This is a genomic window from Sporosarcina sp. 6E9 (genome assembly GCF_017921835.1).
Classification (GTDB): domain Bacteria; phylum Bacillota; class Bacilli; order Bacillales_A; family Planococcaceae; genus Sporosarcina.
The window spans coordinates 2,064,982-2,077,434 of record NZ_JAGEMN010000001.1; the positions used below are offsets into that span (position 1 = coordinate 2,064,982).

Consider the following 12,453-nt stretch of genomic DNA (forward strand, 5'->3'; position numbering starts at 1 on the left):
TAGAAAAGTCGACTAAGCATTCTCTAGTCGACTTTCCTCTTTACTTTAGTGATAGTACTCCCCTAGTATCTCGTTCATTTCACGAACCTGTTTTGCTAAGTCTTCTGTACCTCGCCCTAATAAATCATAAAATAGCTTTCTGGCTTCAAAATCATATTGTGATGGAGACATCGTATAAATTGAACTCAGAAAGTGCTCCATATCAGCTATAATTGTTAATACATTCTTTTTTAGCGCATGCGTGTCCTCGTAATTTGCATCTGTATTAATAACCATATATTTCACTTCTTTTAATCGGCTTTTTAGCTTTAAATTTACATCATAACCGTCCTCAACAAAGTATGTACCAATATCATTTTCACGTTCTATCAAGGTATCAAAATAGTCACCTGAATCTCTTAAGATGGGAAAAAAATCTTCATCTAATAACTCTCTGAAAGCAAAAAAGTCTTCTGCTTTTTTGTCATTATCATTAATCAAAATTACTAAACCTGCTATTAACACAACAACAACTGCTGAAATCGGTATGATGATTTTCTTCTTCACTTCAATTCAATCTCCTTAATAAATAGCTCTACTCAATAAATTCTGCTTCCACATGCGGGAGCGTTATTTGATACCCTGCTTGAGATTCATAAGTGTGCGAACCTTTAACAGGCCCATAAACCGTCACGATATCTTCTTTAACAAATGGTGTTGTTCCTGTGTAAGTAACGTACACAACATCATTAGAACTATAACCGTAAGATTTTTTTGTGACGCCAAGCCTTATAACAGTAGAGGTTGCATCCTCCATGATTTGCAACACTTCGCCGCGATACTTAATAAAGTCTCCATAATGTTTGTCAGGATTCTTTTCCAGTTCAGCAAAACGGATATCTTTTGCATTTGCTTTCTTTTGTGCAATCTGTTCTTTTTGTTGTTTTTTTAATTCTTTATACGAAATGGAATTTTTAATATCCAAAAACTCTTGACCCAGAATAATTGAGTATTTGTTACCTCCCCAGGTATCTTCGCTTATCTTAATGGTATTTGCTTCAAATCTACCTTCAACATCTTCTATGCTTTCCAACACTTCATATAATTCCCCATTAACCCGAGAATCGACATCAAAAGATAGCCAAACGCCATATTCCCCATTTATTAAGAGGGTATCTTCATTTAAACCAGCATAATGAAGGCTAATCTTTCCATCCTTTACTTTCATTTCTTCACGTTCCCAAGAAAGATCTTTTAGAATTGGGTCATCAAAATCCTTTATGCCTTCATCGCTTACAATCATTTTGGTAAATCCAATCTCAACTTTTGTCCCGTCTGGTATGTTCGTGGATAACTCAATATCTATTGAATTATCATCTTTGTCGTATGTAAAATCTGACACTTCATGTTTGAACTCATCGAAGTCAATAACTATATTTGATTCTTTCTCTACTTCTTGCTCTTGTGCTAAAGTTGAGGATGAATTTGTATCTCGATCAAGCTCCAGACATATGATCAACACCGCTAATGGGGCTATAGACCATAACAGGCCCTTCTTCGCCCAACTTTTCCGAAGAATTAAGCCTATAATTGATATAACCAGTAAAATAATAAAGATAAGTAAACTGCCGAGTCCAAACAATGGTATTAAAATATCCATTAAAAAACTTCCACCTTTTCGTATATGTATTGTTCAAAAGTCTCCCGCTTCTGTAAAATTTTTGTTGAAATTCCTTAGAATCGGATGTATTAGTGCCTTTACCTGTAGCCTTGTCTATCTGACGGCCTATGATAAGTGCTGAAAGGATTTAGACAAAAAAACATTAATCTAACTTTCCTCATGATGAATTCCTCCTATTTTTAATCTATGCAATTATACAATATACCTATAAAAGTTACTAGATGAAATAAAAGGTAAAACCTTTTCTCTATGGAAATCAAAAAAAGCACCCTAATTACCCGGGTGCTTTTGAATTAAGCTTAATGCTTCACTTTTCTTCTAATAATGCTCTATACGCTTCTTCATCGCCGAATTGTGTTGAAAAATAGGTAGGAACATCACTAACATTTTTCATAGTAATAGGGTTTCTATTATTCAGTTGATCAATTATGATTTCAAAAGTGTCTTCAGTGGTTAATCTAATTTCAAAATCCTGTTTATCGCTCTTTATTTTATACGCATGGCTCTCTGTTTCTCCATAAACGCCTTTATCAACTTCCCGATTATCAATATATTGAACAAAGCTGTTCTCATCTGGTTGAAAGGCCATTTGAACAAAATATCCACTTCCATCTCGATCACTCTGATAACTGCCCTTCAAATCAGGACTGACGTTAGATGTACATCCTACTAAAAGCAAAACAATTGCCAAAGATAAAGTAGTGACTATTCTCCGCATAATTCAGCCCACCTAAGTTTGTTTTTTTGTAACTTGAAAGGTACCTGTGCAAGACACACTAATGACAATTCAGAGCCTTGGATAAAAAACCAAATGAAGATCAACAAAGCCATACCCAGCCTCTACTCCCTCTTCACTTTATACAATTGTAGTTAATAAACTGAATAGTGTCTTGCACAGGTACCTAAATCTCCTCCCCCACTCCCCTTATAAGTGTTTCAATCGCTCTCAATACCGACTTTCCCAACTCTGACTAGTTCTAATGTCATTGCTTTATTGACTTTAATGTGGATAGTGGTGACTAATGAAAGATATAAAGAGAACCGTTGATAAGCAAGGCGCTAGAACATGGACTGAATTTTCCCAATTGTGTTATAACCGTTAGCTTGATAGAGTTAAATTGTACCAAAATACGCTATAGAAAAGGGGAAACCATTCATGAAATTTTCTATGAAACTCGTCGCTAGTCTTTTACTTGCGATGTCCTTGCTTATCCCGGTAGCCGGAGCAAGCGCCAGCAACAACGCACAAGACTTAAGTGAAATAAAGGAAAAACAGCGATCTCTTCGAGGGGAAACATTTCGCGTACTTATCGATACAACCGCTTCAAATTTAAACGCAACGACCATGAAGGAAGTTAAAGTCCGCAATCAGTTTAGTGCCAACTCCTTTACAACGGATGTGACGGAAAAGGAATATCAGGCATTAAAAAGTATTCCAGGCGTGAAAGTCGAAAAAGTGGAAATTCTGTCCATTCAAGCAGATATGAAATCTTTGAAACTGAATGACGAAATAGGAACAGCAGCTGCAAGTCAATCCATTCCTTGGGGAATAAAAGCAATTTACAATAATAACTCCTTAACACAAACATCAGGTGGAAATAACGTCCGCATTGCGATACTCGACACAGGCGTCACCGTAAGTCATGCGGATTTATACTATAATGCGGAACAATGTAAAGACTTCACGCAAACCCCAACGGTAGTGAACGGGACCTGTACGGATCGACAAGGTCACGGAACACACGTAGCAGGCTCCGCGCTTGCTGAAGGTGGCGATGATCGCAAAGGTGTTTATGGCGTCGCACCTAACGCAAAAATTTGGGCTTACAAAGTATTAGGAGATGATGGAAGTGGATACGCAGATGATATTGCCAATGCAATCCGTCATGTGGCCGACCAAGCATCTTCGCTCAAAGTGAAAACAGTCATTAATATGTCACTAGGCTCCAGTGGTGAAAGCTCCCTTATTACAAACGCAGTGAACTACGCATACAGTAAAGGGGTTTTGGTAGTCGCTGCTGCTGGTAACAGCGGTTATGCACCAGGCTCAATAGGCTATCCGGCAGCGTTACCAACAGCAATCGCAGTCGCAAACCTAGAAAATGTCATTCAAAACGGCACTTATCGTGTGGCGAACTCATCTTCACGTGGCTACACGGCCACTGCAGGTGATTATGTCATTCAAAAAGGTGATGTTGAAATCTCTGCACCTGGTACAGCCATATTCTCAGCATGGAACAATGGCGGCTATGCAACAATAAGCGGTACATCAATGGCTTCTCCCCATGTAGCGGGTCTAGCAGCAAAAATTTGGGCGGAAAATCCAAGCTTCACAAATGTACAATTGCGTGCAAACCTTCAAAATCGTGCCAAAGCGTACGACATCCGTGGCGGTTACTACGCAGGTACAAATGATGATATCGCATCTGGATTTGGTTTTGCGCGAGTAAAGTAATAAACACCCCCGTATTACGCACACCATAAATATAATCTATGAAAAAGCAGTCCTTCATTGGACTGTTTTCTCATCTATCGATAGTTGTAAGTGTGCTATAATTTGATTAATCAAATTATTGTGGGGTGATTAGATAAATGAATATCGGCTCCCTTATGAAATATCACCGCTTACGAAATGGTATGACGCAAGCAGAACTATCCGAAGGTATTTGCTCCGTTTCACATTTAAGTAAAATTGAATCCAATAAATACACACCACACAAAGAAACGCTGGAAGATTTATTCAATCGAATGAAGATCGCTTGGGAAATTGAAACGCATGTTTATAAAAACTTTGAAAATAAGTTAAGGGAATTTATTGGATATGCGATCTATTATGATTTGGAATCAATGGAAAACCTGTACATGGCGTTACAGAAAGACGAAGAATATCTGCAGTCTACTGATTTATTGAATAAATATGAGTTGTATAAGCTACGTTATTACTTGTTTAAAAAAGATATGAGTAAAGCGAAGCAGCAAATGCTGCTGATTGATAAATTAACGCAGACATTTAATGCCTCTGAAAAAATTATTTCAGATGTGATTTCCGTCATGTATCATATAGCCATCGGTAATGACAATCACGCGGAGCAACTGTATGCAAAAATTGACGAAGATGTAGATATCAGGAATAGCACAAATATATTTGAAGGTGAATACTTTTATCAAAGGGCATGGCTGCTACATAAAAGGGCTCAATATGATAAATCCTCTTATTATGCAGGTTTTGCCATTGATCACTTCCAAAAGGACTGTAATTACATCCGCCTCATGCATGCGCAGATGCTTCAAGCCATCAACTTTACGAACCAAGATTACTATTTATGGGCAGAAGATCTATTTTCTATCCTGATTCGAAACACCAAAATGATGAAACAGGAAGAGCTGTATCACCACACACTTTACAATTTCTCCGTATTGCAAGAACGTATGGGAAATCACGAAAATGCCTATGAACTTCTTGTTAAATTGAAAAACATGATTTCTAAAGAAAGTGCATTTTATGATTCGGTATTATTAAACCTGCTGCATACCTCAATTGGAACTGATCGTGAATCGTCAAAAACACTTGAAGAATTACGCGAAAGAGCCAATCAGTCCGATGAACCCTATTTGAAGATTCAATTGACGTATTTTGAGAAAATGAAACACAGTCACCAAGAGCTATATGACTATTGCGAGGAAATCATGTTTCCTTTCTTGAATCAGTTTGGTGATATTAGAGAAGGACGAAGAATGGCGTTACGCCTCGCGAAATACCACACGGAAAAACGCAATTACGAGAAAGCGTACTTTTATTATAACTATTACAATGAAAAAGGAGATGGAGACCATGAAAAAGAAGGTTAAAGTATTATTTTTGGCATTCTGTTTAATTTCATCATTTACAATGAGTCACGGCTTTGAAAAGACTACAAATATCGAAATAGCCTATGATACTATAAGTTCCAAGAAAGGCCCCGGAAGTCCAATAGAAGTAATGCCGCCACAGACGTGAAATCGTATTTATGAAATGTTTTTGAATAAAAAGCCAGGAGATATCGACAGTATTCTTAGTCGGCACCCCCTGGCTTATTTTATTACCCGATTATCTCTTCACACCTTTATACTTTTCTATAGATTGATTACAGTCAATAATCGCATCCTGTAGTTTTTCCCCATCTATATCTTCTTTAATAGAGTGTAATAACGATCTATATCGTGACATATTTTCTTCAATAACATTAAGATAACCCGCTTCAATCAATGTCTTCGAGGAAAGCTTCTTAAAAGTCCCAGTAGTTAGTATTGTATTAATCTCATCTACCGCTAAATTTCTGCGAAGATTAATTATTTTTTGATCACTTAGTATTTCCAATACTGCCATTATCAAACTATGTTTCGAGTATTTGTTAAAATCGATGAAAATTATGTAAAATATAATTGAAAAGGCGAATATATATACTGAACAAAGTATTATAAATTGAATCATTTCTAAATCAACTTTATTAGCAACGAACGAAAGTAGTATTGGAACGATAAAAGCGATCCATGCTATCCCAAGTTGAAATAGCGTTAAGACTGACACTTTATTCTTTTCCTTTTTCAAATGAAAATTTAAATAGTCCTCAATTGGATTTAGTACCTTATCATCCCGCAGATCAAGGTTCAATGTTAGGGAAACGCTATCAATAAACTCAGCGTTTGATTTTTTCTCTAAGTAATGAACATCATTATAGTCAGACTTTATTTTTTTCTGAACTACTTTACTTATTATAAAACAGACTAACAGAAAGCTTACTACAGAAATAAGAAAATACTGGGGGAAGAATTGGGTACTAATAATAATTACAGCACTTATGATCCCTGCGAGTATTAATAATCCAAGCACCGGTTTATGTAACTCACTGATTCGTTTGTATCCGTTTTTAAAGCTGAAAATATCCTTATATATATCCATTAACTCATTTAATTGCATCATGAATCCATCTCTCCACTTGTAAGTATTTTTGTACATAAATCAAAGGGATATCGACATAATATGCAGTCGGTATCCCCTTCTCATTAAATGCATTTGTAGTAAATTTACTGGTTAAAGTCATCCATGGTCCATCTACTTTATCATAGTTCAATTATATCATTATTATAAATACTTTCACATACTGAATAACCCCTAGGCCATCCCATGTACTTGAAATCGTCTTGAAAGTTCCAATAACTCCAGCAAATTATGTTAAACTATGATTAATAACAATTAGCATAAATAGAGATGTAGATTGTGTTGATGGGGGTATTTTATGAAACGTGTCTTGAGTATTTTGCTCGTACTTATCTTGTTAACCGGATGTAATCCTAAGGGTAACGGGATGGATCATTCCAATGAGGATCTTGAAATGGACTACACGACTGCAATTTATTATTCACCGCATGCGGACGATGAAGTTCTTAGTATGGGATCAGGGATATTACATAATTTAGCGCTGGGTAAAGAAGTGATTGTCGTGCTTCTTTCAAAAGGACTGGCTAGCAATGCGATTAATATTGTCAATGAAAAACTAGAAAAAGAAGGGCATTCGCCCATTACACCTGAAGAATTTGGCCAAGCACGTGTTGAGGAGTTTAGAAACTCAGTTACTAGCTTGGGTGTAAGTGAAGATAATATTTATATTTATGATTTAGATGATGGACAGTTTACTTCAAATGATGTGGCTTCAATCATAAATGACTTTGTAGACAAATACCCAAATGCGCTCCATAATGCGATGTCATACAATGATCCACATTCCGATCATGCGGCAACCGGGCAAGCAGTGAGTGAGTTGATAGAAAATGGTGATATCCAACACGGCCTCTATTACCTTCCCATTCAAGAGCATAACAACATGGACTTTGAGGGTGTTTATACTGTTCCTGAAGATCGTGTTGATGCGTTTGAACAGGCATTAAAGGCTTACGGGAAATGGTCTCCGGAAGATAAATCTTATAGCATCGGTTACCTGTCCGTGCGAAACTATTTCGAGCTTGCAGAAAAGTCACTTGAAGGTCGTTGGCATCACTAATGGATAATGATTAGGCGTTAAGAAAGGTATAGAGATGAGTTTATTAAACGATGGTTCACTACCGAAAAAAAAGCGCATAAATTCACTAGATATGACACGGGGTTTAATTGTCTTCTTATCTGTTTTTTTAAGCAGCTTACCTGCCGGGGTTTATGAGTTTGCACAGCATGCCGAGTGGTATGGTGTCACGTTTATCGATTTTATTTTCCCGGGATTTTTAACTGTATTTGGCGTCAGTTTAGCCATTGCTTATCAAAATAGGGTTAGGTGGAAGCGACAGTTTAAAGTGGCATTTAAGCTTATTTTGTTTGGGCTAGTCTTCAATATGGTCATGGCTTGGTCGATTGATTTTTCAACTTTACGATTTACTGGTGTTCTGCAAATGTATTCTGTTATTGGAATTGTTGGCGCAGTCATTATCTACTATATAAAGTCACCTGTAAAACTTACAATTTTAGGCATCTTGGTTATGGGAATTTATAGCGTTCTATTTTTAGTTATAGGAGGCGCTTGTGAAGGCGGCGTAATCGAGCCGTTTTGTAATCCTTCATGGACAATTGATAAGGTTGTTTTCGGGGAATCACATACTTATGCTCAGGGCACAAGAGGCTTTGATCCAGAAGGGATTCCCATCATTTTTGGCGCGCTTGGGAATATTATTTTTGGACTTGCTGCAGGTAGGTTACTCATTCAAAGTAATCAAACAAGCTTTAATCCAAAGCTTATTCTACACGGGATTTCCTTAATTTTATTGGCTTTTCTTTTATCATCCATTCTACCATTTGGTAAAAAAATGTGGGCGCCTTCCTTTAGTTTATTGACTGCAGGGGTCACATCATTAGTCCTGGCATTTTTTCATACCTTTTTCGACAGGAATCCAGTTTCTCATATCGGGAAAGTTGTTTCAGAGAAGATTACTTGGTTCTTAGTCGCATTTGGTCGAAATAGTTTTCTCATCTATTTCGGGAAATACGTGTTAATTTCACTTTTACTCAATATTGGCATCCAAAAGAATGGCCAATTGACATCACTGTATCAAACAATCTATGGATGGATTGAACAAACCAGTTTTCATCCTCCGCTTACATACGCATTTTTAATGGTTGGGTTTTGGACATTCGTCGCTTTGATTCTAAATAAATATAAAGTGTATGTGAAGGTATAGTACGTGCAAATTGCAAATATGCCAATTCACTACTATGAATAAAATACCTAGGGGATACCGACAAAGTGTTACACAATCAGTATCCCTTTTTTATACAATTGATCGATGAAATGCTCATTGGAAGAAATTGTGATATCTTCTCCTAGACACATGTATTAGACTTAGTTATTGGTACTCTTTACATCCCTTGCTCTGGCAGGATTTTCGATTGAGGTCCTTCAATATAATTTTTAATGGAATTGAAAAGAAATTGCTATACTTAAGAATGTCCAACTATTTTTAGTCAGTTAACAAGTATGTCGCATGATTCAGCCAATGCGCTGATAATCGACGAATTGTTTTATATTAGAATACTGTCTTTTAAGCCGAAATAATATCTATGAAACAGTGTTGTGTAAATCGATTATTATTTCGCGTATTTCCTCGAGTTCTTCTTTGCCAATTATTCCACCCTTTACCTTAATATGTACTAGCCTAGGTTCAATTTTCTTTTGACTTCTCTGTTTAAAAGTTAATACTCTTTGATATGATTCTAAGTCGAGTTCTTTAATTTCCACAAGTTTTATTTTATCTAATAAATCTAGTATTTTTTCATTTGACTCTTTTAAATTCCCTTTGTATGGCCGGACAATTGAATCATACTTATCAAGATCAGGGTCTGTTGGTAGATTCTTATAGTATTGATTACCTTCATTGTCAACATAATCAACCTCGACTTCTGCATAAGGATCATCCGTTTCCTTAATTAAGTTAATACTTTCAACCATTTTCGTAATTTCATTTATTAATCCACTAGAGTATTCCTTAAGAAGTAACAAAACCTTTTTCGATTCATCCGCCTTTTCTTTGGTTCTTTTATTTTGCTCTCCATTGCTAATCCAAATAGCCATAAAGCCAGTGACAGTAGCACCTAGGAGAGCACCCCAAAAACCATCACCTAACCCCATAAACTTTCCTTTTATCAACAAACTTTCGATTGATAAGCCACTGAACAATATAAACAATATCAATGCAAAATTAATTAATAATAAGGAGCCAATTAAAACATTTTTAAACATATGTGAAATGTCATTTACTAAATAGCTATTTTTTTTGTTTTTTTGCACCTTTAGTTTTCCTCTTTCCACGCCGCCTGAAATATTTTCCTGCTCAATTAAATCGAGTAAGACACTTAGATACGGAAATAAAAAGCCTACAACGATACTTAATAAAAATCCATTTAGACTCTTTGTCAATTCTTCACTTTCTAATTCAATTACGGATATGAGCAATGGAAATAATCCGAGTAAAACAACAAAAAATGTTAAATAATAATTTATATTCTTTAAATTTGAGTAATAGAATTTTTTATAACTTTTTAAAGTTGGTATGTAAAATAAACATTTTTTGAAGAACCGGTAAAGTATAAGTGAAACCACAGAAATAATCATCATTAATTGAGCTGTAAAATTTGTTGCTTTGGAGATTTCTGTAAACTTAAATAAATCGAAGAATTCCTTAGACAACTTTGCAAATCCCAAAAATTCAAACGTATGAAGTATAATTAATACACTTAAATAAAACGCGGCCAAGCCTATGATCCATGAACTAAATATTATCCTTTTCATTACAATCTCCTCTCTTCATGGCATCCGTCATTCTTTCCCTCGATGCGTCATAATCCGATACTCCTAGTGTTCAAGTATCATAGCAGGTAAGCCTATTATACCAATTCATATTATAAATGCACCTTGATATTTATACTGATACTCACTAAAGTTACTGAATATCACAATTCCATGCTACCAGCAATAAGCACAACCAAAAATAGCATCTTTCACTTCCACAATACCTTTCCTTCTAAACACGGTCCACACATGTCGATACACAACTCCAAATAAAAAACAAGGGCTACCAACAAAGTGTTAAACACCCGGTACCCCCTCCAACTTTATTATTGGCGCGCTATTGACTGAAAACAAATAGTCATCCCAGCTAGCACTTCCCCCACCCAACACTACCGCCGCTCTCTCCGCGAATCATCCTGACGCGCACTAGGCTCCAGCAATACTTGTCTATTTCTACTTTGAAGCTTACCATTTGCGCGCGGATCTTGTGCATAAATTTCTTGTAACTCCGACGGACTGGCTTTGGCCTTTACTTTTCGGATTTCATCTTCAAAAAATAATGACATGTCCATACCTCCTTTACACTTATGTGAGAAAGTCATCACGATAATGTTCTCACACCAATTCCCCTTCTTAATAAGATACGTTGTCCCATGAGCGGGACAAGGGATAAATGCACATTTTATACAAATAAAAAACTGCCGATTTAACGACAGCTTTTCTCGTAGTTTATATACTAAACAACATAACTACTCTTTCTAAGCTTCATAGAACAGCTGAATCCCAACTTTTCCGTTTGCCATCGCTACATAATTAATCGACAAGTGGATCCCGTTTACATTTGCAATCGTTGTTGCATCTGCATCGTCTGTCCCTTCATAGCTGGTTTCCCATACATTCCCGTTGTTACCGAAGAACTCCGCGTACTTAGCTGCCAACTCTTCAATCGTGCCAGACGTTGTATACACCGCATTCACATTTGGAATTGCACCATCAAAAACGATACTTAAAAAACTAATTTCAACACATTCATCAAATGGAAAGCCTGCAATTAAATGATCTTGCAACACATAATACTCATCATCACATTTTCCAAAACCACTTGTATCATCCTGATTCACGATTGAATCCACTATCGGATGATCGCGGGCAGGTGACTCGCTATAGGTCATATCCACCGTCGCTCCATAATACATACCTTTGTCAATAGCGGTAAGTCCCAAATTCATCTGCATATTCTGATCACTTACTTCCATTATCCCAACTTGCACCTTAAGATGATCATTCGTTAAGGTATAACCGTTCCCTTCAAAAAAATCCACGTAAAGACCATACTCTGAATATAGGTCGACGTGGACATCGTACTTCGCAAGCACAATCCGCTCATTGCCACCCTTATTCACTTCAAGCATTCTAAATTCTGGACAAGGTGTGAGCGGAAAACCGTCTATAATTCTATTTTGCAATAAATAAAATGCTTTTTCACATCCCGGAAATCCTTTATCCGTCAAAAACTCTTCTTCTTCTTCGCCCTCATCTACTTCTCCTTCAGTGTCTTCAGGGGTTACATCTCCCTCATCATCTTCCCCTTGCACCGGAGCCCCTTTCCCACTCCCACCCGTATCTCCATCAAGACTTCCGTCATTTTCATTCCCCTCTGTGCCTTCATCTTCAACCACCTTAATCCCATCGCCAGAAACCTCCAACTTGCCACCATCAGTAAGATTTATCGATAGACAACCACCAAGTAAAACGCCCATAAAAAGAATCGCTATCAGTGCACTGATCTTCTTCATTTTATCTTCATATCCTTTCGCTAAATAAAAAGCTTATCGAAACACTCAAAGCTATCTTATTCAATGAAAGTTAAGATGAGGTTAAATTTAGGAAAGCTGCATACAAACCTCCATTTTATCGTGTATCCTTGTTTCTCTTTACTTTTACCTAGTATAGGATACACCTCTTACATAACTCTTTTTAAGT

11 protein-coding genes are annotated in these 12,453 nt (G+C 36.6%); 4 read left to right on the forward strand and 7 right to left on the reverse strand.

Translation table 11 applies throughout. The features are described from left to right. Positions 1-45: 45 nt before the first annotated feature. The 3 genes from J4G36_RS10495 to J4G36_RS10505 form a co-directional block, all read right to left on the reverse strand. Positions 46-546 (reverse strand): hypothetical protein, encoded by a 501-nt coding sequence (locus J4G36_RS10495; protein WP_210469945.1) that lies wholly within the window; start codon positions 544-546, stop codon positions 46-48. Between the two features lie 28 nt (positions 547-574). After that, positions 575-1,639 (reverse strand): hypothetical protein, encoded by a 1,065-nt coding sequence (locus J4G36_RS10500; protein ID WP_210469946.1) that lies wholly within the window; start codon positions 1,637-1,639, stop codon positions 575-577. Between the two features lie 328 nt (positions 1,640-1,967). Then, complete coding sequence (locus J4G36_RS10505) at positions 1,968-2,378, reverse strand: hypothetical protein (RefSeq protein WP_210469947.1); 411 nt, start codon at positions 2,376-2,378, stop codon at positions 1,968-1,970. A gap of 438 nt (positions 2,379-2,816) precedes the next feature. On the opposite strand from J4G36_RS10505, the gene J4G36_RS10510 reads away from it, so the two are divergent. Together J4G36_RS10510 and J4G36_RS10515 are read left to right on the forward strand one after the other, a co-directional pair. Next, positions 2,817-4,115 (forward strand): S8 family peptidase, encoded by a 1,299-nt coding sequence (locus J4G36_RS10510; RefSeq protein ID WP_210469948.1) that lies wholly within the window; start codon positions 2,817-2,819, stop codon positions 4,113-4,115. 137 nt (positions 4,116-4,252) lie between these two features. Further along, entirely contained in the window at positions 4,253-5,509 is a 1,257-nt protein-coding gene (locus J4G36_RS10515) for a helix-turn-helix domain-containing protein (protein WP_210469949.1), read from the forward strand. 238 nt (positions 5,510-5,747) lie between these two features. On the opposite strand, the gene J4G36_RS10520 is transcribed toward J4G36_RS10515, so the two are convergent. Next, a complete protein-coding gene (locus J4G36_RS10520; protein WP_210469950.1) occupies positions 5,748-6,620 on the reverse strand; it encodes a hypothetical protein in 873 nt (290 codons plus the stop codon). A 316-nt stretch (positions 6,621-6,936) separates the two neighbouring features. Here J4G36_RS10520 and J4G36_RS10525 point away from each other — a divergent pair, with 316 nt between their 5' ends. Then, positions 6,937-7,698 (forward strand): PIG-L deacetylase family protein, encoded by a 762-nt coding sequence (locus J4G36_RS10525; RefSeq protein WP_210469951.1) that lies wholly within the window; start codon positions 6,937-6,939, stop codon positions 7,696-7,698. Positions 7,699-7,732: 34 nt separating this feature from the next. Further along, positions 7,733-8,863 carry a heparan-alpha-glucosaminide N-acetyltransferase domain-containing protein gene (locus J4G36_RS10530; RefSeq protein ID WP_256439581.1) on the forward strand — a complete coding sequence of 377 codons (1,131 nt, stop codon included), beginning with the start codon at positions 7,733-7,735 and terminating at the stop codon, positions 8,861-8,863. 377 nt (positions 8,864-9,240) lie between these two features. Here J4G36_RS10530 and J4G36_RS10535 read toward each other — a convergent pair whose 3' ends face one another. From J4G36_RS10535 to J4G36_RS10545, 3 genes are all read right to left on the reverse strand, one after another. Continuing rightward, a complete protein-coding gene (locus tag J4G36_RS10535) occupies positions 9,241-10,470 on the reverse strand; it encodes a hypothetical protein (protein ID WP_210469953.1) in 1,230 nt (409 codons plus the stop codon). 389 nt (positions 10,471-10,859) lie between these two features. Continuing rightward, positions 10,860-11,036 (reverse strand): hypothetical protein, encoded by a 177-nt coding sequence (locus tag J4G36_RS10540; protein WP_210469954.1) that lies wholly within the window; start codon positions 11,034-11,036, stop codon positions 10,860-10,862. Between the two features lie 192 nt (positions 11,037-11,228). After that, positions 11,229-12,266, reverse strand: a complete 1,038-nt coding sequence (locus J4G36_RS10545) for a hypothetical protein (protein WP_210469955.1) — start codon at positions 12,264-12,266, stop codon at positions 11,229-11,231. Positions 12,267-12,453 lie beyond the last annotated feature (187 nt).

Excerpts from the sequence above, each read along its gene's own strand:
- J4G36_RS10500 (WP_210469946.1), bottom strand. The coding sequence starts at position 1,639 with ATGGATATTTTAATACCATTGTTTGGACTCGGCAGTTTACTTATCTTT.
- J4G36_RS10505 (WP_210469947.1), bottom strand. The coding sequence starts at position 2,378 with ATGCGGAGAATAGTCACTACTTTATCTTTGGCAATTGTTTTGCTTTTA.
- J4G36_RS10510 (WP_210469948.1), top strand. The coding sequence starts at position 2,817 with ATGAAATTTTCTATGAAACTCGTCGCTAGTCTTTTACTTGCGATGTCC.
- J4G36_RS10515 (WP_210469949.1), top strand. The coding sequence starts at position 4,253 with ATGAATATCGGCTCCCTTATGAAATATCACCGCTTACGAAATGGTATG.
- J4G36_RS10520 (WP_210469950.1), bottom strand. The coding sequence starts at position 6,620 with ATGATGCAATTAAATGAGTTAATGGATATATATAAGGATATTTTCAGC.
- J4G36_RS10525 (WP_210469951.1), top strand. The coding sequence starts at position 6,937 with ATGAAACGTGTCTTGAGTATTTTGCTCGTACTTATCTTGTTAACCGGA.
- J4G36_RS10530 (WP_256439581.1), top strand. The coding sequence starts at position 7,733 with ATGAGTTTATTAAACGATGGTTCACTACCGAAAAAAAAGCGCATAAAT.
- J4G36_RS10535 (WP_210469953.1), bottom strand. The coding sequence starts at position 10,470 with ATGAAAAGGATAATATTTAGTTCATGGATCATAGGCTTGGCCGCGTTT.
- J4G36_RS10540 (WP_210469954.1), bottom strand. The coding sequence starts at position 11,036 with ATGTCATTATTTTTTGAAGATGAAATCCGAAAAGTAAAGGCCAAAGCC.
- J4G36_RS10545 (WP_210469955.1), bottom strand. The coding sequence starts at position 12,266 with ATGAAGAAGATCAGTGCACTGATAGCGATTCTTTTTATGGGCGTTTTA.